The sequence below is a fragment of the Longispora urticae genome (genome assembly GCF_053902585.1).
In genome coordinates this window covers 35419-61415 of the sequence record NZ_JAQZSH010000019.1, presented here as the reverse complement: position 1 = coordinate 61415, position 25997 = coordinate 35419, and the positions used below count along the sequence as shown (strand labels likewise).

The 25997-nt window shown below is 67.8% G+C and carries 15 protein-coding genes; 13 read left to right on the top strand and 2 right to left on the bottom strand.

Translation table 11 applies throughout. The annotated features are described in order from the left end of the window. Nucleotides 1-29 precede the first annotated feature (29 nt). From PT931_RS09660 to PT931_RS09640, 5 genes are all read left to right on the top strand, one after another. Nucleotides 30-1913 carry an APC family permease gene (locus PT931_RS09660; protein ID WP_456245362.1) on the top strand — a complete coding sequence of 628 codons (1884 nt, stop codon included), beginning with the start codon at nt 30-32 and terminating at the stop codon, nt 1911-1913. A gap of 168 nt (nt 1914-2081) precedes the next feature. Continuing rightward, nucleotides 2082-2345 (top strand): YbaB/EbfC family nucleoid-associated protein, encoded by a 264-nt coding sequence (locus tag PT931_RS09655; protein ID WP_456245361.1) that lies wholly within the window; start codon nt 2082-2084, stop codon nt 2343-2345. Nucleotides 2346-2456: 111 nt separating this feature from the next. After that, nucleotides 2457-4445: an APC family permease gene (locus tag PT931_RS09650; RefSeq protein WP_456245360.1), complete on the top strand. Its 1989-nt coding sequence runs from the start codon at nt 2457-2459 to the stop codon at nt 4443-4445. Nucleotides 4446-4455: 10 nt separating this feature from the next. Beyond that, nucleotides 4456-5892 carry a sensor histidine kinase gene (locus PT931_RS09645; RefSeq protein ID WP_456245359.1) on the top strand — a complete coding sequence of 479 codons (1437 nt, stop codon included), beginning with the start codon at nt 4456-4458 and terminating at the stop codon, nt 5890-5892. Further along, nucleotides 5889-6563 (top strand): response regulator, encoded by a 675-nt coding sequence (locus tag PT931_RS09640; RefSeq protein WP_456245358.1) that lies wholly within the window; start codon nt 5889-5891, stop codon nt 6561-6563. Before PT931_RS09645 ends, PT931_RS09640 begins: the two co-directional genes overlap by 4 nt. A gap of 433 nt (nt 6564-6996) precedes the next feature. On the opposite strand, the gene PT931_RS09635 is transcribed toward PT931_RS09640, so the two are convergent. Then, nucleotides 6997-7497, bottom strand: coding sequence for a hypothetical protein (locus tag PT931_RS09635; protein WP_456245357.1), 501 nt, complete (start codon nt 7495-7497; stop codon nt 6997-6999). 319 nt (nt 7498-7816) lie between these two features. On the opposite strand from PT931_RS09635, the gene PT931_RS09630 reads away from it, so the two are divergent. From PT931_RS09630 to PT931_RS09615, 4 genes are all read left to right on the top strand, one after another. Then, nucleotides 7817-8800, top strand: coding sequence for an Acg family FMN-binding oxidoreductase (locus PT931_RS09630; protein ID WP_456245356.1), 984 nt, complete (start codon nt 7817-7819; stop codon nt 8798-8800). Continuing rightward, nucleotides 8793-9653 (top strand): CPBP family intramembrane glutamic endopeptidase, encoded by an 861-nt coding sequence (locus PT931_RS09625; protein ID WP_456245355.1) that lies wholly within the window; start codon nt 8793-8795, stop codon nt 9651-9653. Before PT931_RS09630 ends, PT931_RS09625 begins: the two co-directional genes overlap by 8 nt. Nucleotides 9654-10364: 711 nt before the next feature. After that, nucleotides 10365-12353 carry a S8 family peptidase gene (locus tag PT931_RS09620; RefSeq protein ID WP_456245354.1) on the top strand — a complete coding sequence of 663 codons (1989 nt, stop codon included), beginning with the start codon at nt 10365-10367 and terminating at the stop codon, nt 12351-12353. Between the two features lie 308 nt (nt 12354-12661). After that, nucleotides 12662-15028, top strand: coding sequence for an ATP-dependent nuclease (locus tag PT931_RS09615; RefSeq protein ID WP_456245353.1), 2367 nt, complete (start codon nt 12662-12664; stop codon nt 15026-15028). Between the two features lie 349 nt (nt 15029-15377). Here PT931_RS09615 and PT931_RS09610 read toward each other — a convergent pair whose 3' ends face one another. Next, nucleotides 15378-15608: a tyrosine-type recombinase/integrase gene (locus tag PT931_RS09610; protein WP_456245464.1), complete on the bottom strand. Its 231-nt coding sequence runs from the start codon at nt 15606-15608 to the stop codon at nt 15378-15380. A 403-nt stretch (nt 15609-16011) separates the two neighbouring features. On the opposite strand from PT931_RS09610, the gene PT931_RS09605 reads away from it, so the two are divergent. From PT931_RS09605 to PT931_RS09590, 4 genes are all read left to right on the top strand, one after another. After that, complete coding sequence (locus PT931_RS09605) at nt 16012-16464, top strand: hypothetical protein (protein ID WP_456245352.1); 453 nt, start codon at nt 16012-16014, stop codon at nt 16462-16464. A gap of 912 nt (nt 16465-17376) precedes the next feature. After that, nucleotides 17377-18870, top strand: coding sequence for a hypothetical protein (locus PT931_RS09600; protein WP_456245351.1), 1494 nt, complete (start codon nt 17377-17379; stop codon nt 18868-18870). 29 nt (nt 18871-18899) lie between these two features. Continuing rightward, nucleotides 18900-25253 carry a hypothetical protein gene (locus PT931_RS09595; protein ID WP_456245350.1) on the top strand — a complete coding sequence of 2118 codons (6354 nt, stop codon included), beginning with the start codon at nt 18900-18902 and terminating at the stop codon, nt 25251-25253. A 157-nt stretch (nt 25254-25410) separates the two neighbouring features. Beyond that, nucleotides 25411-25833, top strand: a complete 423-nt coding sequence (locus PT931_RS09590; protein WP_456245349.1) for a hypothetical protein — start codon at nt 25411-25413, stop codon at nt 25831-25833. Nucleotides 25834-25997: the final 164 nt, after the last annotated feature.

The following is a 25997-nucleotide window of genomic DNA, read 5'->3' as shown; positions in this document are numbered from 1 at the left end:
AGTGCCCCGACCAGGCACATCGTGACGGTATGGCAAACGCTACGACCTCGGTCCCCGTCGACCCTGGTGAACGGACCCCGCCCGCGCCGTCACTCCCCGCCGCTGAGCGGCACCGGCTCGGCGTGCTCGGCGGCCTGTCGGCCCTGTCCCTGGACGCCATGGCCTCCGTCGCCTACGGCCCCGAGGCCATCGTGCTTGTCCTGGCCGCGGCGGGCGGCGCGGGCCTCGGTTTCACCCTGCCGGTGACCCTGGCCATCGCGGGCCTGCTGGCGGTACTGGTCTTCTCCTACCGGCAGGTCATCGCCGCCTACCCCGACGGCGGCGGGGCCTACGCCGTGGCCAAGTCCCAGCTCGGCCGCACGACCAGCCTCACGGCCGCCGCCTCCCTGGTGATCGACTACGTCCTCAACGTCGCGGTGTCCATCGCCGCCGGGGTCGCGGCACTGACCTCGGCGTTCCCGCAGCTCCTGCCCTACACGGTCGAGCTGTGCCTGGCGATCCTGGTCCTGATCACCGCGATCAACCTGCGGGGCATCGCGCACAGCGCCCGGGCTTTCATGGCCCCCACCGCCCTGTTCGTCGGCTCCGTCGTCCTCGTCATCGTCGTCGGCCTGTTCCGTGAGTCCCCGGCGGCCCCGCCCCTCGACCAGGCCGGTACCGTGCAGGCGGTCGGGGTGCTGCTGCTCCTGCGGGCCTTTGCCAGCGGCTGCGCGGCCCTGACCGGGGTGGAGGCCATCGCCAACGCGGTACCGACCTTCAAGACCCCGCGGGTGCGCCGGGCCCAGCACACCGAACTCGCCCTCGGCGGCATCCTCGGCGTGCTCCTGATCGGCCTGGCCGTCCTGATCACGAAGTTCGACATCCGGCCGGTGGAGGGCACCACTGTGCTCGCCCAGGTGACCAACGCGTCCCTCGGCCACGGGATCGGCTTCTACGCCGTGCAGGTGTCCACGGTCGTGCTCCTGGCCCTGGCCGCGAACACGTCCTTCGGTGGCCTGCCCGTCCTCGCTCGGCTTCTGGCGTCCGACCACTACCTGCCGCACGTGTTCGCGATCAGGGCCGACCGCCAGGTGTACCGGTACGGCGTCGTCGTCCTGGCCGTGGCCGCCGGGGTGTTCCTGCTGGTGGCCGGCGGGGACATGAACACCCTCGTGCCGTTGTTCGCGATCGGGGTGTTCGTCGGCTTCACCATCGCGCAGACCGGCATGGTCCGGCACTGGCTCGGCCACCGGGTCTCCGGCTGGCGGTGGAAGGTGGCGATCAACGCGTTCGGGGCGGTCCTCACGGCGGTGGCGGCCGTGGTGACCCTGGTGGCCAAGTTCACCGAGGGCGGCTGGATCATCGCCGTCGCGCTGCCGCTGCTGGTCATCGGGTTCCTGCGGATCCACGCGGCGTACCGGCGGATGGGGGAGCGGCTCGGCGTGGGCGTGATCCCAGCACCCCCGCGCGGCGGTACCTCGCTGGTGGTGGTGCCGGTGCACAGTGTGTCGGCGCTGAGCAAGGAGGCGTTGAGCGCGGCCATGTCCCTGGGCGACGAGGTCGTTGCCGTCCGGGTCGTCTACCCGGACGAGCCGGCCGACATGGCGCTGTTCCGCAAGGAGTGGGAGGCGTGGCACCCCGACGTCTCCCTGGCGCTCCTCGACGCCCCGCACCGGGATCTGGGCCGGCCGCTGGTGGAGTTCATCCGGGAACACGGTACCCGTCGCAGGGTGTTCGTCCTGGTCGCCGAGATCGAACCGGAGCACCTGTGGGAACGGGTGCTGCGCAACCAGCGCGGCTCCGTGATCGACCGGGCGGTGCGCCGCGACACGGACGCGATCGTGTGCCGGATGCGCTACCGGCTGGCACCGCCACCCGGGCAGCGGCTTCCGACGCGGTCCGAGGCGCACGACGTCGGGCAGGGCTCCGCGTAGGGATTTCGTCTCGACGCGTAGGGGCGCCGTCAAGATCGTGGAGTCGGGCGCGTCCGGCGTGTTTGACTCGGACCTGGCCAGCCGATCCTCACAGGTCGCCGGTCACGGGTCGGGGCCGCGGGGCTGTCCGCGCGGCTCCGGCCCGCCAGCCGTGCGGGGAGGCCGCCCATGAGAATCCCAGCAGAACCCGCCGCCAGGCCCGGGGACGTCCGGGGCGAGCTGGCCGGCCGGGGCGCGAGCTCCAACGGGCTGGTCAGCGTCGTCGTCACACCTACCGACCTGCTGCGTTCGCTGACGATCGACCCGAGCGCGATGCGCCACCATCCCGAGGACCTGGCGGACTCCGTGGTCGAGGCGGTCCGGCTGGCGGCGGAGGACCTGCGGGCCAGGATGGAGGAGGAGTGGCCGACGGACGGCCGCTTCCTGCTCTGAGCCCCGCCTGCGGGTGACCCGCGCCAAGAGGGCGTTAAGACTGCCGGCTCCGCCGTCAAGAAAGCGTCAAGATCAACAGTTGAGTACTGATCTTGAAGGTTCACTGAGGGCATGTTGGCATGGTTCAAACGGGTCCTCGTCGGCCGTCCCCTCCGCAGCGACCGCCTCGGCGAGCAGGCGCTACCGAAGCGGATCGCGTTGCCGATCTTCGCCAGCGACCCGTTGTCCTCGGTCGCCTACGCCACCCAGGAGATCCTGCTGGTCCTGACCCTGGGCGGCCTGGCGTACCTGTACATGGCGCCGTGGGTGGGCCTCGCGGTGTGCGTCCTGCTCGCGGTAGTCGTGGTGTCCTACCGGCAGGTCGTGCGCGCCTACCCGTCCGGCGGCGGCTCCTACGAGGTGGCCTCGCGCAACCTCGGCCAGTCCGCCGGGCTCGTCGTGGCCGCCGCCCTGCTGGTCGACTACATCATGACCGTGGCCGTGTCGGTGGCCGCCGGGGTGGACAACATCATCTCGGCGGTGCCGGCGCTCAACCCGTACCGCGTGGTGATCTGCGTCGGGTTCGTCGTGGTGCTCACGGCGATGAACCTGCGCGGCGTACGCGAGTCGGGCCGCACCTTCGCCGTGCCCACGTACCTGTTCATCGGCGGCGTCCTGGCCATGATCGCGATCGGGATCGGCCAGGCCGTCAGCGGCAACGCCCCAGTCGCCGAGAGCGCGGGCCTGGCGATCCGCCCCGAACAGGCCCAGGTCGGGCTCACCGGCATGGCGCTCGTCGTGCTGGGGCTGCGCGCCTTCTCCTCCGGGTGCACGGCGCTGACCGGCGTGGAGGCGATCTCCAACGGCGTACCCGCCTTCAAGACCCCGAAGGCCGAGAACGCCGCCCGCACGATGGCCGCGATGGGCATCCTGGCGATCGTCATGTTCGCCGGCATCACCGCCCTGGCCCTGATCAGCGACGTCCGCTACGTCGAGCACACCTGCGACCTGGTCGGGTTCACCGGCAACTGCGAGACCGACGCCCAGCGCACCGTCATCGCGCAGATCGCGGCGGCCGTGTTCGGCGGCACCGACACGATCATGTTCTACTTCATCCAGGCCGCCACCGCCCTGATCCTCATCCTCGCGGCGAACACCGCGTTCAACGGCTTCCCGATGCTCGGGTCGATCCTCGCCGAACACCGGTTCCTGCCCCGCCAGCTGCACACCCGGGGCGACCGGCTCGCATTCTCCAACGGCATCATCCTGCTCGCCGCCGTCGCCGGCGCCCTGATCTACATGTTCGACGGCTCCGTCACCAGGCTCATCCAGCTGTACATCCTCGGCGTGTTCACCTCCTTCACCCTGTCGCAGATCGGCATGGTCCGGCACTGGAACCGGGCACTGGCCGTTGAACGCGACCGCAAGGAACGCAGCCGCATCCACCGGGCCCGGTTCATCAACGCCATCGGCGCGTGCCTCACCGGCGTCGTGCTGGTGGTGGTGCTGGCGACGAAGTTCACCCACGGCGCGTACCTGGTGGTCATTGCCATCCCCGTGCTGTTCGCGATGATGCGCGCCATCCGCCGCCACTACGACCGGGTCGCCGAGGAACTCGTCCCCGACCCCGGCGGAATGGTGCTGCCCAGCCGGATCCACGCCGTCGTCCTCGTGTCGAGACTGCACCGGCCCACCCTGCGCGCCCTCGCCTACGCCCGGGCCACCCGGCCGGACACGCTCACCGCCCTGACCGCCGCGATCACCCCCGAGGAGGTCCGCGCCCTCCAGGCCGACTGGGACGACCGCGACATCCCGGTTCCGCTGACGGTGATCGAGTCGCCGTACCGCGACGTCACCGACACCGTCCTCGAGTACGTGGCCCGGCTCAACCGCGACCGCCCGCGCGACGTGGTCGTGGTCTACATCCCCGAGTACGTCGTCGGACACTGGTGGGAGCACCTCCTGCACAACCAGTCCGCGCTGCGGCTGAAGGCCCGGCTGCTGTTCGAGACCAACGTCATGGTCACCAACGTGCCGTGGCGGCTGCGGTCCAGCAAGGCCGAGCTCAAGCGGGTCCGGCTTCCCGAGGACCCCGCCACGCCGAAGGTCCCGACGCACTAGCGTTCCGACCATGAGCAACTCGTCACCCCCGGAGCTGAACCCGGAGTCGGCCCCCGGGTCGGCCCCGGAGCCGCGCCGCGCGGGGCTCGGCCGGGGTCGGACCCTCGCCGGAACCGCTTTGGCGGCCGTGGGTCTGACCGCCCTCACCGCCGGGCTGGCCGGCGCCCGGGGCGAGCTGTCGCTGGCCAGCGTCGTACTGCTGTACCTGGCCGCCGTGGTCGTCGTCGCCGTGATCGGAGGGGTCTGGCCCGCCCTGGCCGCCGCCGTGGCCAGCGACCTGCTGGTCAACTTCTTCTTCGTGCCGCCCTTCCACACCCTCACCGTGGAGAGCCGCGACCACGTCATCACCCTGGTCGTCTACGTCGCCGTGGCGGTCACCGTCAGCCTCGCCGTGGACCTCGCCGCCCGGCAACGCGCCGCCGCCGCCCGAAGCGGGGTCGAAGCCGCCCTCCTCGCCCGGATCAGCGCCGAACCCGTCGACGCCGGCTCCCTGGACCGGCTCCTGGAACGTGTCCGCGACACTTTCGGCATGGACACCGCCGCGCTTCTGGAGACCCGCGACGGCACCGAGCGGATCGCCGCCGCCGTGGGCGGCACCCCCGGCGACAAGCCGAGCCTGTCCGTGGCCGCTGGTGACAACCTGCGCCTGGTGGTGGACGGTCCGCCAGTGATCGCCGCCGACCAGCGGCTCCTGACCCGCCTGGCCGCGACAGCCGCCCGCGCCCTGCAGGCCGAACGGCTCGCGGCCGAAGCCGCCGGGGCCCGCGAACTCGCCGAGATCGACCGACTCCGCGCCGCACTCCTCGCCGCCGTCGGCCACGACCTGCGCACCCCGCTCGCCGGCATCAAGGCAGCCGTCTCCACCCTCCGCGAACCGGAGATCACCCTCACCGGCACCCAGGAGGCCGAGCTCCTCGCCACCGTCGAGGAGTCCGCCGACCGGATGGACGCCCTCGTGGAGAACCTCCTGGCCATGAGCCGCCTACAGGCCGGGGTGCTGTCGGCGGACCTGCGGCCCGTACCGCTCGACGAGATCGTCGCCACCGCGCTCCTGCACACGCCGGGCGGGCCGGTGGCCGTCGACGTACCCGACGACCTGCCCCTCGCCCACGTCGACCCGGGGCTCCTCGAACGCGTCGTGGCAAACCTGGTCACCAACGCACGACGCGCCTCCCCGCCCTGCGGCAGGATCAGGGTGCACGGCCGTCACGTCGGCGGGCGGCTGGAGTTGGCGGTCATCGACCACGGATCCGGCGTGCCCGCGGGGCAACGCGAGCGGATGTTCGCGCCGTTCCAACGCCTCGGCGACCACACCACCGACGCCGGCCTCGGCCTCGGGCTGGCGATCGCGCGCGGCTTCACCGAGGCCATGGGCGGCACCATCACCCCCACCGACACCCCAGGCGGAGGGCTCACCATGACCGTGACCCTGCGGATCGCGCCGTGATCCGCGTCCTTGTCGTCGACGATGACCGCCAACTCCTGCGCGCGTTGCGGATCAGCTTGACCGCCGCCGGCTACGAGGTCACCGTCGCCCCCGACGGCGTCACCGCGCTGACCGCCGCCAGCAGCACCGCGCCGGATGTGGCCATCGTCGACTTGGGCCTGCCCGACATGGACGGCATCGCGGTGGTGGAAGGGCTGCGCGGCTGGTCGACGGTACCCGTCATCGTTCTCTCCGCCCGGCACACCGAACAGGCCAAGATCGCGGCGCTGGACGCCGGAGCCGACGACTACGTGACCAAGCCCTTCGGCATGGGGGAACTCCTCGCCCGGATCCGCGCGGCCCTGCGCCGCACGACCCCCGCCAGCCAGCAGCCGGTCATCGTCACCGACGCGTTCACCGTTGACCTGACGACGAAGCAGGTGACCACCGCCGCCGGGGTGGTCCGGCTGACCCCGACCGAGTGGCACTTGTTGGAGATGCTGGTCCGGAGTCCGGGCATGCTCGTCACCCAACGCCAACTCCTCCAGGAGGTGTGGGGGCCGCGCTACGAGACGGAGACGAACTATCTGCGGGTGCACCTCGCCAACCTGCGTCGCAAACTCGAACCCGACCCGGCCCGGCCCCGCTACCTGCGCACCGAACCCGGCATCGGATACCGCTTCACCCCGTGACCGGGCACCTGGAACCCGCGTCCTCTCTCTTCTCGCCGGTGAGCTGAAACCCGTGTTTCCCGTAGAAACGCTTGGGACCGTCCTCTCCGGGCTCCCAAATAGGTCCATCTGGGTACCATCGCGGCGTCGGTGTCTTGCTGGGGGCGGCCTTCTTCGGCTCGGGTGCGTCGTGGCCGGTGGGGGGCCGACGTCAACGCCCGCCCCGCCTTCGCGGGGCCTTCTTCTCCGGCTCCGGTTCCTCGCCTCGGCCCTTGCGGGCATCGGAGACCGAGGCTTTCAGGGCGCCCATAAGGTCGAACGGCTTGCCCTTGCTGGAGTCCCACCGTTACGGCAGAGAATTAGGGTCCGAGCCCACTTGTGGAGCTCGACCGCTCGCTGAGGAGCGATCTCAATTTGAGGATCGTTGTCCTGGACCAGCGTCGCCGATGTACTTCTACTGCAAACGAATGCCGTGGAAGCCGGAAGCGGCGTCTGGTTCCATCATGTACGCGGTGGTGCCGCCGATGAGTCGTAGCTCGCAGATGTCTTTGGCTGGTTTTTGTGGGCTGGGGCACGTGATCCTGTGGGCGGAACGAGTAGAGGTGCCGGGTGCCAGGCGCACCGTGAGTTCATACCTCTTGCCTGGTCCTTGAAACCAGCTTCCGTGAAAGTTGTCGGACAATTCGTTGGTGTAGGTGTATTCGACGGTGGTGGTCTCGCCCCGTACCAGGTACGGGAGGAGCAGTTCGCTGATCATGAAGCCGAGGTCGGGGTCGATGACGGTGCGGCCACGTGTGGCCCCCGGGCCCGGTTGAAAGGTCGGCAGGCTGTTCGTCGTGGACTGGAACGACGCGGGCCTCGTGTGAGTTCCGCTGCGCAGTGCGCGTACCACCATGCGGCGGTGGTATCGCCAGCCCTGGGGCTCGACTGTCACGTCGTCGATGACGCTGAGCACGGCGAGGTTGGTGTGCTGATCGAGTCCGAGTTGCGCACTGGCCTGCCGCAATCGAACGTGACAGAGGTCCGGCCGCACGTCGTGGGGTGCGTCCGAGGTCGCGGGCGCCTCGAGGAACTGGCTCAGGGTCCCGGGCCGGAGTTCGAGGACGTCTTCCAGAACGCTGAGCGCGTGCTGGGAGCGGGGACCGTCCGGTCGCGTACTGCCACGTTGCCAGTTGCTGAGCGTGGGAACGCTCAGTGGCGCGCCCAGTTCGGTGAGGCGGCCACAGACCCGGGCCAGTGTCAGTCCTCGTGCTTCGATCGCCTCGCGTACGGCTGTGTGGAATGGCCGTGCCCTGTGGCATGGGAACCTCCGACTGCTGCGGGCCGTCGCAGCGTCCCAGCACGCCCCGTCACTGTTGAACACCCAACCCTGGCGGTGGGAGCTCGCTGGCGACGTCGCCGAGCTGTGGGCCCGCCGTGACCGGCAGGTCACCTCCATCGACCCCGACGGGCGCCTGCTCACCGTCAGCTGCGGGGCGGTCCTCGACCACGCCCGCGTCACACTCGCAGCGGATGGACACTCGTGCGTCATATCCCGGCTGCCGGACCCCCAGCGCCCAGATCTGCTGGCCGAGCTGCGCCTCACCGGGCTGCGCACCCCGGAGGCGGACGACTGGCGCCGGTACCAGTCGATGCTCATCCGCCACACCGACCGCCGTGCGTTTCCCAATATCGCCGTCCCGGAGCCGCTGTTGGAACGGCTTCGCCGAGCCGCGGAACACCGTGGGGCGCACCTTCAGATCCTGCGTCCCGAGGAGATGATCGTCCTGGCCGGTGCGGTCGACCGGGCCGAGGACATCGAACTCGACGACCCGGCCTACCGTGCGGACCTGGACACCTGGACTCACCGGCCTGCCTACAAGCGCGACGGCGTTGACGTCCCGGCTCCCGATCCCACCGTCCGCACCGTCCCGATCCGCACCTTCGACCCCGACCACACCGCGTCGATGGGGGAGAAGGTGGGCGACCAGGCCGCCCGGTACGCAATCCTGTTCACCGACAACGACGACCCCACCGCCTGGCTGACCGCCGGGGAGGCCCTCAGCGACGTCCTCCTCACGGCCGTCGCCGCCGACCTGGCCATCTCACCCATCAGCGATGTCATCGAGGTACCCGTCACCCGCCAACGCCTGCGCGGCTTGCTCTCCGGCCTGGGCTGGCCCATGATCGCTCTGCGGATCGGCGTCACGGAACGGCCCCCGGACCTACCGGCGACCGGACGCCACACGGTCTTCCCCCAGCACTGCGTCGATGTCTAACCGGCCTGTACTCACATACACGATTCTGGCCTACCTGGGGGCGTGGGCGTGGTGGCTCCCGATCGCCCTCACCGGTCACGTGGTGGACCTGCGGGCCTGGCCCACTCACATACCCGGCCTCCTGGCTCCCGCCCTCGCGGCGTTCGTCGTCACCGCACTGACCAAAGGACGCGCCGGGGTCGCCGACCTGCTCCGACGGGTGGGCCGCTGCGCCATAGGGGCCCGCTGGTGGCTGCTCGCCCTGTCTCCGCTGGCGTGTAGGGCGCTCGTGCTCGCCACGATGGCTGTGCTTGGGCACAAACTGCCAGCATGGTCGTCGTTCGGGCAGATCAACGGCTTCCCCCAGTGGGGTGTGCTCGGTACCTTCGCCGTCATCTTCGGCGTTAACGCGATCGGCGAGGAAACCGGCTGGCGCGGATACCTACAACCAACCCTGCAACGTCGCATGAGTCCCACCGCCGCGATTGGCGTCGTCTCCGTCATCTGGGCCGGATGGCACGTGCCCCTATTCCTGATAATGACCGGCTTCCGCGAATTCACGCCAGTCACGATCGTCGGCTGGCTATTCGGCCTATTCTCGGGTGCCGTTGTCCTGGGCTGGATGTACAACAAGACCGGGAGCATCCTCGCCGTCGCCATCTGGCACGCAAGCTACAACCTGGTTTCCGGAACCGTCGCAGCCCACGGACCGCTTGCCGCGACCACCAGCACGCTCGTCATATTCGCCGCAATCGCCCTGCTGATTGCCAACTGGCGCACGAACGGCACGACCCTTGGGCGAACCGACGACGTATCGAGAGAACACCTCCAGCGGGGTACGGCTGCGCGGCCTGGAGGAGCCGCATCGAAGTGAGTCGGAGGTAATGCGGCGAGCGAGTTTCTCCTCGACGCCCTCGCCACATCCCACACCCCATTGCCGCACCCGGCCTATCCAGCAGCCTCGAAGACCCGAGACGGCACCATCGACCTTGGGCTGAAACTCCGCCGGCGATGACCGCCGGCGCCTGCACGTGATCCTCTGGCAAGTCAGAATCCACCGCCGTCCCCGCATCGCGCGTCGCCCAACTCACGGGGCGTGGTTTCGCGTTCCCGACGGCCCACCGCACTGCGACATGACAACGGCACGGAGTATCAACCGAGACTCCCAAGGAGCCAAAATGGACGGCAGGCACCCTGCGGTGATGTCCCGAAGAGCCACGCAGCTCTTCGCGATCACCACACTCCTGATCACCCTGAGCCCACAGCCCACCTACGCGACACCGAAACCTCCAGACGCCAGCTCCGATGTTCTGGTGACCTACCGGGTCGGTCCCGCCCGAGACCAGATCATCAAACAGGCCGGACACGGACACGGCGATCTGCGCGACCCGGAGGCCCGTACGGCCTTCGTCGCACTGACTGGTGAGGCATACCGTGCGGCCAAGGCGGACTCACTGGGACGGGTACGCCGGGGCGTGGTGGTTCTGCGGGACTACGCGCATCTGCCGATTCAATTCGTGCGTGTGCCCTCGACGTCGGCAATGCGCGCCCTGGCGGCGGACCCGGGCGTCGAGGCGATCGAGCTGTGGATGAGAGCCTGCCTCTGGTTCGTCAGCCGGAGGTGGCCGCCGCCGACTTCCATGGAGCTGCGACCAGCGTCGCGGTCATCGACACGGGCGTCGACTACACGAACCCGGCATTCGGGCAATGTTCGAGCGCTGGCCCAGCATGCCGGGTCGCCTACGCCCAGGACTTTCCCGCCACCCGTGATGACGGACGCACCGACGACGACGGACACAGCACGAACGTCGCAGGGATCGTGCTCAGCATGGCCCAGAGAACTCGAATCATCTCACTGGACGTGTTTCAACGCGATGGAGCGCGCAGCTTCGCCGACGACACGAACGTCATCGCCGCCGTCAACTGGGTAGTTGGACACCAAGTCGAATACGGCATCGCGGCCATCAACCTCAGCCTGGGAGACGATTCCTGGAACACCCAACAGTGCAGAGGCGGAAAAGGCGAGGCCGCGTTCCGGGACGCGCGCCAGGTCGGTGTCGTGCCCGTCGTCGCTGCCGGAAACGACGCCTACCACGACAGTGTCTACCAGTCCGGGGTCAGTTGGCCGGCCTGCGTCCCCGGGGCACTGACCGTCGGCGCGGTCTATGACAGTTCCGAACCCGGGCATGACGTTGCCTGGGGAGACGTGACAACCAGGGACCTGTGCAACGACCGTGCCAGCGTGATCCGCGCCGACCGCATCGCCTGCTTCTCCCAGGGCGGTCCCTTGCTCGACCTTCTTGCGCCCGGAGCATGGGCGATCACTGTCCCCGCGATCGACACCCCAGCGAACGCCGACACCAAAGCCGGAACCTCACAGGCCGCCCCGCACGTCGCAGGAGCGGTAGCCGTGCTCTCCGCCGCAGCACCGTTCGCCACCCTGCAGCAGATCACCACAGCCCTCACCAGCACCGGGCCGATGATCCGCGACGACAGGGAAGCCCCGCCACGGTGGACCCACCGGCTGGACCTCGCAGCGGCACTAACCCGCCTGCGGGCAACCGTCGGCGCCGCCAGCTGGACCCACCCGATTACCAACAGCGGTACAGAGACGGCCTACCACCCCGACGGAGCGGTCACCATCGCCGACGGCTGCGCGACCGACACCAGCACCTACCAGAATGTCCGGCGGGATGGCTCCACTGCCTGGACGTACCCGGCCGGCGAGAACGGATACGACTGCTTGCGCCTCACGACACCCAGCCGCACCGACGGAAGGGTATTCACCCAGCTACGCAGCCGCGCCGACAACCGACTTCACATCGCGGCACTCAACGAGACCGGTCTGCTCTGGATCAACGACCTGCCTGAATACGGCTGCCCCCCGCCGTACGGAAGCGGAGCGTACAGGCTCACGGTCGGCGCGGACGGCAACGTCTACGCGCTGATCAACGCCACCGCGCCCGACTGCGGGCACCAAGACGTCCGACTGGTACGCATCGACGCCAGCACGGGCGCGATCGGCTGGGACAGCCTCCTGGGACCGATGGAGAAATGGGGCTACCTGGAATCCTTCGGAGCCTACGACCAGGGCATCACCGTCTCCACGATCACCTCGATCATCCGAGTCGACTACCAGGGGCACCAGCGCGACCTCCGCGATCATGACCCGGCTACCAGCCCTTACGGTGGCGTGACCGCCTGGAACGGGCGGCACTTCACCTTCCTGACGACCGACGCGCCGGAGCACTGCGACGGCACTTACGGCACGGTCGTCGCGGAACTCGCTGGCTATGACCCCCACGACCAGCAGCTCTGGACAACCGCAGCACCCAGGTGCGCGGAGCCTCTGGATCTGGACCCGACACCTGACGGCGGAGCCGTCGCCGTCGTCAAGATCGACGGGCACCCGACCGTCATCCGGTATGACAACCGCGGCCGCCGGATGTGGAGCGTCACCCCACCGGGCGAGTCATATTCGGCAGCCGTCGCGGTGGATGATCGCGGCCACGTTGTCGTCTTCGACGCCGCTCTCGACGCGGACCATCACCTCGCCACAAAGTCACTGTCTTGAGCTCGTCCGGGGCGCCGCCCGACGAGGTGGTGGACCAGCCGACCAACTAGCGGGGTCGGCTGCCGGCCGGGAATCCGTCCGAGCCGCCGTGGCCGCCCGCGTGGGGCCGAGATTGATCCCAGGAACAGACCCGATTCAGTCCGAAAATGTGGATGTGACCTTCACCAGGGCCCTCTTCCTATAGGGGCTGTGTGGGGCGGGTGGAACGCGGGGAGGCGCGCAAGCCCTCCATCGGCCCAGCTTGTTGGGTTCGAGCGGTACTATGCAGAGGTATCGATTTCCGCGGGCACGCCCAGAAGAGGCCATCGATGTATATCGCTAAATCCTATATTAGGTTCTTCCGTTCGTTCAATTTCGACTACCTACGCAAAGCGCATGACAAGTTCGTCGCGGATCCTTGGGACACATTGGAGTCGGGACTACAGTACCCGTTTGTTAAGGTGCTCCTGGAAAGCGGCGTAACTACCGTGGTTGGAGCCAACGAGTCGGGAAAGAGTCAATTGCTTGGGGCGATCAAGCATGCCCTGACTGGGGTGGGGATCGAGCGTGGAGACTTTTGTCGATACTCGCAATTCTTTGCGGTGGATAAATCGATGGCATTCCCTGACTTCGGCCTTGAAATCAGAGGCATGAGCGGCGAGGATCGAGAAGGCCTCGAGAAGGCGCTGGCCGCCAAATTTGAAAACGAAGTTGACGGCTTCTCTATGTTTCGAATTGGGGCCAAGGATCCAATTGTCTATATTCGACAGGGTGGTCAATGGAAAAGTTTTGCCGTTAACGATTCTGAGGCCTTAAGCACGATCCTTCCGCGATGGTTCGAGATTGACGCGAAGGTCGCTCTTCCTGAAAGCGTCCCTGTAAGGTATTTGGCCGAAGGGAAAAGGTCCAGTCAAACTGGCCCCCGTAAGGGGCGCCAAGCTTTATTTAAGACAGTGCTTGACAATCTGGACAACTGGTTTGGAACTGCGGAACAAGTTACCGCCGCAGCACCCCAGCTCATGAGCGCCTTTAGTGCTGCTAGCGCAGGGACAGATGCGCATGACAAGCAACTGGCCCTCGCCGATGACCTACTGCTCAAAGTAGCGAAGATCGACAGGACCGCGTTCCAGGAACTGTTGAAGGCTGCGGAAGCGGGCAATGACGGATTCGCGAACGGAATCGTCGAGCGGATGAACCGAAAGCTGGCGGCTTCGCTGAACTTTCCGAAATGGTGGTCCCAGGATCACCATTTCCAGCTTCTCTTAACGTTGCGCGACCAGGACCTTGTCTTCACGATTCGAGATAGGACCGGCACCGAGTACTCTGCTGAAGAGCGCAGCGGCGGGATGAAGTATTTTCTAAGCTACTTCGTGCAGTACCTCGCCCATGAGCCACCAGAATCAGGTGTTAGTGAAGTGCTGCTCATGGATGAACCCGATGCATATCTTTCCAGCACCGGCCAGCAAGATCTTTTGCGCATATTCGAGGATTTCGCTGCACCGCAGAATCCTGACCGCGTCGCTTGCCAAGTTGTCTACGTTACACATTCTCCATTTCTGATCGATAAAAATCACGGCGAGCGAATTAGGGTCCTTGAGAAAGGAGAAGGGGACGAGGGCTCACGTGTCGTTCGAAACGCCGCTCGAAATCATTACGAGCCTCTCCGCTCAGCGTTTGGAAGCTTTGTTGGAGAGACCACGTTCATCAGTAACTGCAACCTGATGCTGGAGGGCATGTCTGACCAGATTCTACTCGCAGGAATGTCGACGAGACTTCGTGCACAGAGAACCCCTACGTTGAATAACCTTGATCTCAACACGCTGACGCTTGTGCCATCTGGCTCCGCACCTCATATCCCTTACCTTGTATATTTGGCGCGCGGACGGGATGTCGATAGGCCGGCGGTGATCGTCCTTCTTGACAGTGACGAGTCTGGCAATCAGGCCGCCAAGGCCCTCCAGCGAGGGCCAAATGGAAAACCACTTATTGACGCTCGGTTCGTCCTGCAATTAGGGGACATTCCGAGTACCGACGTGGAGAGCGCGTCACCCAACGGGGTTCTGGCCATTGAGGACCTCATTCCCGTTGAGATTGGCGTCGAGGCCGTTAAGCTTTACGCAAACGCCTTCCTGCCTCCTGTTGACGCGAAAGAGATTCAGAGTCTCACGGCGGATGTTGTGAATTTCCACGGCGGGATTGGCATGCATGAGGCGTTGGAGGCGGCAGCGGCGACCATAGTTTCCGGATTCCATCTCGACAAGGTTGGCCTGGCTAGAAGCGTACTCGATGCCATCCGCAGCGATGAGAGTCTTACGGAGTTGGCTGCGACGATGGACACCAACTTTCGAGCGTTGTTCCGCGAGTTGGGGAGCCGTCAACGCCAGGCGCTTCGGGAAATAAGTACGGAGAAGACTGGCTCCAAAATCAAGCGGCTCAAGCGGTCCTTCCTTCTGGACTCTCCGGCTGGTGCGACCAAGGAAAGCGCCACACTCCTTCTTGAAGAGGTCGAAGCGGCCCTCGACAACTCCGTAGATGCGGAGGAGCTTAGAAGTCAGATTCGGTCCGTCAGGCGTCAGTTTGGGCTCGATGACGACCCGACCGATTACATTGAGGACTTCGCTGACTTCCGTAATGCGCTAGAGTCCCTGGTGTATCGTGAAATTAATGATGTTCAGGAAGATGAACAACACGTGTGACCAGCATTCCGGCACCTGCTGGTTGTTCCTTCCCGCACCATGGTGGACGGCCGCCGTATCCAGGCCGGGCCAGGTCGGCGGCCAGCGTGTCGAGGTCGGTGCCGGCGCAGCCGCGCAGCCCACGTTCGGCGGCGGTGATCAGGTCGAGGATCGCGGGAAGACCGAACCTCAGCGCCGGACCCTACCCGAGACCCTTCCGGATAAGCCTCGACCACCGGGCGGACTAGAAGTGGTGGCAACAGCGGCCAAGTACCTGATCGGACGGCTGTGGGGCCGCCGAAGGAAGTCAGCTGATCGTTGTGGACGGCATTGCTCAGTTCGCGCGCAATTTCGCGGTTCGGGCCGCTAATCATGCCGCTCGGCGTCGGATTTTGCTGAAGGCGTCGAGGGCGGTGTCGTCTGCGTCGGGGAGGGTGTGGAGGTAGCCCTCGGTGGTTCTGATGCTGCCGTGGCCGAGGCGTTCCTTGACGACCTGGAGGTCGGCGCCGCCGGCGAGGAGCCAGAAGGCGTGCGCGTGTCGGAAGTCTTTCATGACGATGTCGATGTCGAGCTCTGCGGTCTCGAGGGCGGGTCTGAGGATGCGGTCGCGAAACCACCGTCGTGGGATGTGCCCGTCTGTGTCGTAGGAGCGTGGTTCAGGTCACGGGCAATGTTATATGGTTACAAGATAGATGGCCCTGAATAAGATAGGGCCAGGATAGGGCTTCTGTGTCTACATTTCGGACACATGCCCCATAGCGGGCGGTACAACTGGTAGCAGCGAAGAATCCGCGCAATAGCGCGTGACCTGTGAAAACTCTGAAGTGGACACCGAACGCGAGAATCATTCGGAATCGGCATCAAGGTCACCTAAGCTAACGTTCTGAGAGGTTCGCGACAGATTCCCTGAGTCTCTCCGAGGCGAACTGTCGCATCGCTGACAGATTTCGGAGCCGTCGGCCGTGCTCCGGTCGTACGGTGATGGCACGAGGGCGCTCCGCGCGGTGTTCGGTGTGGTTGTCGGTGCGCTGCTCCTGCCGGCGCTGCTCACGCTCGTGTTCTCCGGCTCGTTGCCGGAGTCGGTCAGCCGGTGGAGATGGCCCACCGTGGTGGCGGCTGTGGTGCTGGCTGCCGCCTGGGCGATCGTCGAGGTTCGGGCCGGTCGGCCTGACCCTGCCGAGTTCGCTGTCGAGCAGATCGCGGACGGTTCCGCTCTTGACCGGGTGGTCGCGCGCAACGTGGGTCATAGCCCCGCCGCAGCGGTGCGGTTCGAGGTCGTCGACCGGCCCGGCGGTCACCTCTTGGTGGTCACGACGAACGCGGCCCCGGTGACGGTGGTGCCTCAGGCTGCGACCGAAGTGCGGTTCCGGAGCGCGTGGCAGGTGACGGGCAGGGGGTTAGACCTGCTGTGGGCCGATCGGCGGGGAGATCCTCGTCAGCCCGTCGACCTGCACTGACCCGGTTTCCCCGCTGGCCGTCGCGGACGTGGTGAGCAGCCGGATAACCATCGACTGTTTGCGGTGGACGTCGTCTGGAAGATGAGCACCTTCCGGGAGATCGGGGTACTCGGCGCGGGTCACCCACACCATCCCGGCCGGTGGGGCGGGTAGAGCTGGTTCGGTGTCGTGAGGTACGGCGAGCAGGGCGCTGAGGGCGGTAGCCGAGAGAAGAGTTCCCGCCGTGCGCTGGGTACGTGATGTCATAAGGCGAACCCTAGACCAACCTCTAAAGGGCCTCTGAGCTGGGCTTTTTATGTCTACGGTGCACTGTCGAGCGGGCCAGGTCAGTGGCCCTGCCGTCACTGGTGGGCGTCAGTCTGCTCTGTCGGCGGTGGGCACCGTCGGTGTCGCAGGGCCGGCCGCGCGCACGCGGCCGTGCTCGGGTCCGTGGGCGCGCCGGTGGTGGGGATGGCGCTGGCGTGTGGTCGTGGTCGAACGCGGGGAGCCCGACGGGGACGAGGAAGTGTCGGGTGGTGCTGGCCCTGACGGCCAGGGCCCTGATGGTGCGGGTCACGGTGCCGCCGGCGGGGGTGTAGTCGGTGGTCTGGGCGTACATCGGGTGCGGCCGGGTGGCGGCCGTCGAGGTGAGGGCGGAGGGCCCGTTGTTGGTGACGGTGACGGTGTGGGAGATATGTCCGAACAGGATGCCCCGGGTGCGGGTCGGTCCCGAGGGTGATGGTGAGGTCGGCGCTGGGGTGGGTGTAGCGGTCGGCGGTGCTGGTCGCGCTGGTGCCGCCCACGACGGTGACGCGCACGCCGACGGTGCGCTCTACGGACTCGGTGGCTCTGCGGTGGCCGGCTGGTGAGGACCGCTCGCCCCGGGGTGAATTGACTCGTCTGGGTAGGAATGCGCGGCGTAGGATTCCGCTCGTGAGCAACGACGCCGGCATCCGGCTTGCGCAGGGGGAACATCGCGAGTACTCCTACCGGGAGTTCACGAACTTCACGCGCCGGTTCGACCAGGAGGAGCTGCTCTTCGCCGTGGCCCGCGCCGCGCTGGAGGCGCCGCCGCGTATCAGTCCGGACCCGCGGTCCACGCGCACCCCTCTCTGGGCGTTGGCGGCGACGGTCAAGGCGTCGATCTGCCACGGGAACCGTTTCCGCTCGACCCGCGTGACCCCCAGGGACGTCCTGCGTGGGTGCCTGATGTACAACAACCTGCGGTCTGACGAACTCGACCAACCGGAGCTGAACTCGGGGTTCGCCATCCTGGTGCGCCTGATGTTCGAGCAGTTCCCCTACCAGATCTCCTCCTTCGAGGAGGTCTGCCGCCTGGAGGCGCTGTTCAGTGGCTACTCCGGCCGCAAGAGGCTGGAGGTCGTCACCGACTCCACCCTGGCCGATCTTCTCGGCGCGCCGTTGATCCCGACCGTCGGCGTGGCGATGATCCTGCACGTGTCGGCGCAGGTAAACGGCGGACTCTTCGATCCTGCGTGGATGGACCAGTCGAACTTCCAGGACGTGCTCGCTGTCGTGCCGCGCCGCGACGTGGAGTCCGTCATCAGGGCCGTGTTCTCCACCACCTTCGAGGAGTTCGCGCTACAGGCGGCGGAGACACCGGCGTTGGAGTTCCTGGACCAGTACATGTTCAACCCGCTGACCGCGCGCCCGCTCGTCCAGCTCCGGGACGGGCGCTACATCGCCCCCGTCCCGCAGCTGATCTTGAGGAAGTTGTCACCGTTGGAGTTGTACTACCCCGGGCTGGACCGGTGGGGGCAGGCGTTCGCCCGGGACATGGGCGAGCTGTTCGAGGACTACGTCGGACGCCAGCTCCGACACCTTCCCGACGCGGTAGTCCACGCCGAGATCAGCTACCGCAGCGGGAAGAACACAGTGGACGGGGTGGACTGGATCGTCGTGTTCGACAACCTGGTCCTGCTGGTGGAGGCCAAAGCCACCCGTGCCTCGGCCTCGGTGCGCGCCGGCGACCGGACCGCCACCGAGCCCTACCAGCGGATCCTGGGAAAAGGGTTCAACCAGATCAACCGGATGCACCGTGCGATCCTCGCCGGCGCCCCGGAACTCGCGCACATCCCCACCGACCGGCCCTTCCTCGGGCTCGTGAGCACCCTCGACGCGTGGCCCGCGGCCAACAACCTGGCCCGCCCGGGCCTGCCGGACACCGATGTCCCCACGATGGTGGCCTCCGCACGCGATATCGAAGCGCTGGTCTCCGCCGGCCAGCGGCGCTCCGCCAGCGAGATCCTGCTCCAGATCATGACCACCGGAGACCAGCTGCTCTCGGAGTTCGGCCCGGCGCTGGGCAAGCACCGGGCCGAAGGCGACCGCAACCCGCTGCTGGACCAGGCGTGGGCCCGCTACCCGTTCGGCCACCGCGCCGCACAGCGCCGCGCCACCACCTGACGAGCCCGGGCTTGCCGGATAATCAGCGGGTGACCTCGGCCCCAAAGAACCAGACCACCCGCTCCAGCGAGGGACTTTCGTCCTCGGACGGCGAGCGTATCGCCGTTGAAGGGCTTGTCGGGCAGTACCTGATCGCCGCGCAGAGGGTGTTGACATTCGCGGACCAGCTTGTCGAGGTCCGGGTCGCTGACCCGGAGGCCGGCGCGGTCGACGACTTCGCGATATACACCGCCGACGAGGTGCACGCCCTGCAGGTGAAGTGGCCGACTTACCCGGGCACCATCACGTTGAACCAGTTGTGCTCGGCGGGCAGGAACGGCCGTAGCCACGTGGGCGACCTCGCTGAGGGCTGGTCGCAGATCACGGAGCGGGAGACGGAGACGGGCTCGGGCCGGCAGGTGACGGTTTGGTTCGTCACCAGGGACCACGCCGCCAAGAACCCCGACAAGTTCTTCGACGGAATGCCGGGCGGTCACACATCGGCGTTCGTCCAGCACGCCCTACAGCTCGTGCAGGAGGTCCTGCGCCGCGGCGAGAAGCCGCCGGTGGAGCTGGTGTCGGCGTGGCAGGACGCGTTCGACAAGCTGCGGGCCGCCTCGGGCCTGCAGGAGCGGGAGTTCTGGGAGTTCTTGCGGTGCGTGCGCTTCGAGTTCGGGACCACGGCTGACACCGCCTGGTTGACGAGTTTCCGCCAGCAGGCCGGGCGGATGCAGCGGGACGCTGCGAAGCTGGCGGAGTACTTCTTCGGCAGGGTCGGGCTGGTCCGTTCCCAGGACCGCGTCGTGGCGATCCCAGCCGAGGAGCTGTGGAGGGTGCTGGCCTGGGACTCGCGGCCCGGGTTTCGTAACCCGCACCGTTTCCCGGTGCCGGCGGCGTATGTGCCCAACGACGACGTGGAAGTCGTCGTGCAGGACCTGGTGGGCTTCACCGACCGGGGATACGTGCTGCTGCAGGGGGCACCGGGCAGCGGGAAGTCGACGCTGCTGAGCGCCACCGCGCTGCCCGCAGCGCGGGTGGTGCGCTACTACGCCTACGTGCCGGACGTGCTGTCGGTGAGTGTGCGCGGCGAGGCGGCCAGCTTCATCGACGACATCTGCGCGGCGTTGAAGAAGAAGTACGGCGTGCGGACCACCGTCGGCGGCGCGGACGCCGGGGACCTGCGGCTGCGGCTGCTGGAGGCGTTGGACGGCTGCGGCCAGGACTTCCAGTCGAGTGGAGCGAAGACGGTCATCATCGTTGACGGGCTCGACCACATCCCCAGGGAGCAGAACCCGTCCAGGTCCCTGTTGACGATCCTGCCCACTCCCGAGGAGATCCCCGAGGGCGTGGTCTTCCTTCTCGGTAGCCAGACGGCTGAACTGCTACGCCCGGACATCCGGGCTCACCTCACCGATGCCCGCACGGTGCGGATGGGCCCGTTGGCCGCTCGTCAGGTCCTCGACATCGTCGACCGGGCCGGTGTCGGAGAGGTCCTTCCGGCCGGTCAGCGGCAACGGCTCGTCGAGGCCGTGGAGGGCCACCCTCTGTCGTTGACGTACCTGCTCAACACGCTGGCGACCGTCACTGCGACAGATGACGCCGACAAGGACAGGCAGGTCGAGCGGGTTCTGGCAGACGCGGCTGAGTACGGCGGCGACGTGGAGGCCCGCTACCGCAGCTACTGGCAGCAGGTGCGCGGTGAGGCGGACCTGCTGCGGCTGCTGGCAGTGGTGGCGTGGCAGCGCCGGCCGGTCGACGTACGGTGGCTGGCCGGCAGCTGGGGACAGGCTCTCGCCGGCAGGTTCACAGCGGTGGCCGGGGCGCTGTTTCACACCGAGGGCAACGAGTGGCACTTCTTCCACAACAGCTTCCGGTTGTTCCTGCGGCATAACACCACCGGCCCCGACGGCACGGACAGCGAAACCGACGTGCACGCCGACATCGCCGACCGGTGCCGTGACCTGGCCGGCGCGTGGCCCGGCCAGGCGTTCGACGAGCTCGCGCACCGCATCCTCGCCGGCCAGAACGATGAAGCACTTCGGGTCGCGCAGCCGGAATTCTTCATGGCCCAACTCGACGCACTGCGCCCGCACGACGACGTCCTCTCCGACATCCAGCTCGCGGTGAGCCTGGCCGCCGACCTCAAGGATATGGAAGCGTTCACCCGCCTGATCCTGGCCCTGATCCAGGCCGGGCAGCGGGAGATGGCCCTGTCCCGCGACGACGTCGCCGCAGCCCTCGCACGGTTCGCTCCGGCGGCCGAGGCGATGCCACACCTTATGAGTGGCCGGACCCTGCGGGTGCCGGAGATCGTGGCGCTGGATGCCGCCCGCCGGATGGCCCGCGCGGGCTCGTTCATCGAGGCGCGCCGGCTGTTCGTGGCCGCGGGTCCGATGCGTTCCGCGGTCACCGACGGCGGGGAGTCGTTGACGCGGGGCGGGGTCGACTTCCTCCGTGCCTGGGTCAGGGCGGCCACCTACCAGATGGTTCCCGCCGCTCTCCTCGCCCGGATCGACCGTGACCTCCCGGCGGTCGACGACGGCGACGTGGTGGGGCAGGAGCAGGACGTTCTTCGGGCCGACTACCGGGCCGTCGCGCTGAAGGCGGCGGTGTCGGAGTGGCAGAAGGCCGGGGAGGCCGAGGCGGCGGACAAGGGCCTGGACCTGTTGTGGGCGATCCGTCCGGCCTCTGCCGTCAGGGCCTCCATCAGCGTGATCCGCGCGGCCTGCGCCCAGGAGAAGATCACCCACGCCCGAGCGCTGATCGACGACCTGATGGCCCGCATCGACGCGGGCCCGCTAGCGGGGGAACTCGACGTGTCGTCGTCGACCGCGATCGCGGGCCTGCTGGTGCGCATCGACGGCTCAGACGAGCGAGCACGGCGATTCCTTCCCGACCAAGAAGAGCTGGAATCCGCACGCACCCCCGGCGGCCGAGCCGTTCCATGGGTGAGTTCCTTCGAACTGCACCGCCTACGCCATGTCCTGGCGGTCGGCAGGCCTGCCGACCAGGTCGTGCAGGCGTCGGCGAACCCGCGCGGTGCCGGCGTGGTTCGGTTCGGCCGGGCCCTGCTCACCGTCGCCGAGCTCGACGCGGCCGCCATCCGGCACGAATGCCTGGGCGCGCCCGCTCCAGTGGCCGTCCTGGCCACGGCCCGGACCCTGCTCAGGGTGTTTGAGGCCCCGACGAAGCAGACCTTCGACTGGACGGAATGGAGCAACGTCGCCGACTACGGCGAGGAGTACTTCCACCAACTCGCCCGCGTCATCGTCCGCGTCGAACCCGCGGCGATGGACGCGCTGTGCGCGTACGCCACCGAACGTTTCACGGCCGGGGAAGGCTGGTGGCCGCGACGTCGCCGGCAGTTGATCACCGGGTTCCTGCGGGCCGGTGCGTCCCCGGAGTGGGGGTTCGGGCAGTTGCGCCTGATCGAGGCCGACGTCACCCGGCCCGGCGCCACCGACCCGGACGACCGGGCCAGTGAACTCCTCGCGCTGGCCGACGGCTACCGACAGGCCCGGGCGGCCAAGGCCGCCCACGACGTCGTGAAGCTGGCGGTCTGCTCGGCGAGCGGGATCGGCAGCCAGGAAGACGACGAGCAGATGGTCGTGTGGGCCCGCTGGCTGCACAGCGCCGTACGCGCCGAACCCGACGCCGAGGTCAACGCCGCCCGGATCGTGGAGTTCCTGCAGCGCCTCGTGCCCTACGGCGGCGAGCAGTACGCGTGGCAGCTACGCAAAGCCGCAGCCGAGGCACTACGCGCGGCCTGGACCGTGCAGCCCGGGTGGGCACTGCAGGCGGGCCGTGCGGCCGTGCGCCACGGCCTGCTGGGTATGCCGGACCTTATCGCCGTCATCGTCACCTGCGCCGCCACCGACCCGACACTGACGCCGTTGGCGGTCAGCTGCACGGCGGAGATTCTGTTTCCGGTCCACGGGCACGCCCCCGACGGCCTGTGGGACCTGCTGATGCGCCACAGCGCCCGCCCCGCAGCGGACCTGCGCACCCTCGCCGACGCCACCCGCGCCCACAGCAACAGCGGACAACGCGCAAGTCACGCCACCGACGCGCGCCACGCCGTCGACGCCGCCGGCAAAGCCGCTCAGGTACGCGTCGACGACTACGACGACCTGTTCGCACTCGCCCCCACCCCCGACGACTACACCACGACCAGCTCGGGCTACGACCCCCTCGCCCAGGGCGAGCTAGTCGTGCGCGAAGAGCGGTGGTCGGCCCGCCGGGTCAACGACGCCGCCGTCACGCCGGCGGACCTGCTCCTGATCCTCCAGGACGCAGAACCAGTCGAAACCCGAACCACCTACGACTCCTTTCCCTGGCGGGAGATCCTGCCCCGGCTCCTGCCGACGGCGTCCGTGGTGCAGCTGGGCAGGATCGCCACCATCCTGCTCGACCATGACCTCACGGCCAACGAGCAGCTCCTCCTCGGGCGGACCCTGGCCGAACGCGGCGACCAGGCCACCGCACGCAAAGTTCTACGACACGCCGTCGCCCGCCCGGTCAACGGCATCGAGACCGGCGGCTGGAGCATCAACTGGGGAGAGACCACCCGGAAGGAGATCTGGGCACACCTCATCCGGCTCGGCGACCCGCAAGCCCAGCCGGACGCGCTCAAAGACCTCGCGGTCACCATCGGACTACAGAAGATCCACGCGCCCCGCCTGGCACCTGACCTCGAGGCGTGGATCGCCATGCTCGGCCGACCCGACACGCGCGCCACCAACTGGCCTGACATCGACAGCTACCTCAACCGGGTGGCGGCAGCCGACGACGACGCGAAGTTCCCCCCGCTGGACCCCACGCCACAGGGCGGCAGCCAGGCGGTGGGGGCCGTGATCGACATGATCGTCGGGTTCCTCGGGCACCCAGCCCGGTGCCTTGACTACGGAGCCCGCCGCGTACTCCTGGGACTCATCGACCATCCCGGCGACGACGCGCAGATGCGGGCCATCACAGAACACCTCACCGGAGCCCTGCGCGACGGCGGGTGGCCGGCCGAGGCCGCCGCCGCTGTTCTCGCCGCCGGCACCAACCCGCCCGGCGGGCACCCGCTGTGTCCGCTACTGCCGCCCGAGGTGAGCCAGGAACTCCACGACGCGATCGCGTCGGCGATCGCTGGCGACGACCTCATCATCGCCGACCTGGCGACCCTCGCCGCCGACCAGCACAGCCTGGGCTGGACCCGCCCGACCGTCCAAGACCTGCCCGTCGGCTACGACATCGCCATCCCGCCCGTGCCGTCCGGCCACCTGTACTCCCCAGACCCGGCAACCGGGGCGATCGCGCTGGGCTCTGACAACCCGCGCTTCGTCATCGCCCCCTACGACACGACGATCGACACCCTCGCCGGCGAGATCGACATACCGTCGTCCAACCTCTTGCACCGGGCCGCCGCCATCAGCCGTGACAACACCATCATCGGCCCGGCGCATTGGCGGCACCACAGCGGCGCCGACGCGCAAGACATTGCCGACCTGCTCAAACACGACGATCTCAAGGCCAGCCACCGGCCGACCTCCCTCCTTCGCGGACGCCGCGCCATCAGCAGGGTGTTGTCCGACCTCGACCGGGCCGGCCTGCTGCCCGCGCCGTCACCCGGAACCCGGACCCGCACGGCCAGCGACTGGGCGGGTCTCATCGAACCCGACCTCGCCCGGGCCCCGATCGGCCCGGTGTACCGCCATACCCGACTCCCCGCAGTCGCAGAACGTTCCTACGAGCCCGGGAACGGATGGCTCGACCAACTCGACCAGGCGCTCACCACCGCCACCGCGGACCTGTCCACCGGCCACGACCCCGTCCTCATCGCAGAAGCGTCGCGGTGGTGGCGCAACACCACCGAGAAGGCCGGAGAGATCCGCAAACGTACCATCTCCCCGGCGGCTCCTGACCTTCCTCGCGGCCGCCTGGCCCAGGCTCCGCACGCCCGACGAATGGGCTTCGACACCAGGTGGGGGCTCTCTGACTACCTGACTGCGGCGACATCACAGCGACTCGGTGACACCGCGCCGGACCGCTGGGTGTGTCAGGACGACCTTCTGCCCGCCGAAGCTGGACGATGGGAATGGCTGGGGCTGCACCCCGCTCTGTGCCGCACGCTCGGCTGGACTCTCGACTCCACCCAGTTGCTGCTGTGGCGGGGGTCAGACGGCGCGCCCCGCTCGTGGACGACCTGGTTCGACAACGCCGACGACTGGTCACCGGCCGCCGGATCCGACTTCGCCCACGGATGCCAGGTCATGATCACCCGCCAAGGTCTCGCCGAGCTGGAGACGTCCTTTGGCGCTATCGAGATCCATGCCTACATCGAGCGTTCAACACACGCAGATCCCGACGCCGTGACATGTTCGACGGTGATCCGGATAGAGACTGAACCCGAGACCTGACCGAAGACCCACTACGGGCGCGCGGATCGCCTGCCGACCGTGGAGTGATAGCTGCTCGACGGACACCTGGTCAAGACACGAGCGTGACATCTGTCGGCAATTCGCCAACGGCGCCCGAACGCACCGCTGGGACGAACTGCGGGGATATGGTGTCTCGGTGAGAGTGGCGCATGAGTTCACCACCGCCGACGTCGATGCCGCGATCGACTTCGTGGTGTTCAACGGCGCCGAAGACCGCGGACAGACCGTCTCGTACTCGCGAACATTCGACGCGGCCGGCCTGGTGTCACCGCAGAACCTCCACATGAGCGGCGAGTCCCAGATCGTCACCCAGTTCATGGAGCAGTTCCACTACCGGTGCGCCGAACGCGGACTGCCGCCCCTCGACGCCTTGGTCGTGCATGTCGCTGGGCAGCGGGAATCGTTCCCCGGCGCAGGCTACTTCCGGGTCAACGGCCACGACGACCCGCTCAGCACCAAGACCTCGCCCGACGCCGCGGCGGCAGCCACTGACTTCTGGCAGGCGCAGAAACAAACCTGCCGGGACTGGGGAGTGCAAAGCCGGCGCGGCCACGCCTAACAGCAGATCACCGCGACCCGCCTCGACCACCCGGTGTGGGGCTGGCAGCCCGTTCGGCGGGTCGGCCGCGGCGAGCGGCCCGGCGGCCCTCGCGAGCGTCGGTAGGTGACGGCCCGCGAGGCCGGCCCGCCGGCGTGATCGGCGGGCACACCTCGCGGTCGAGC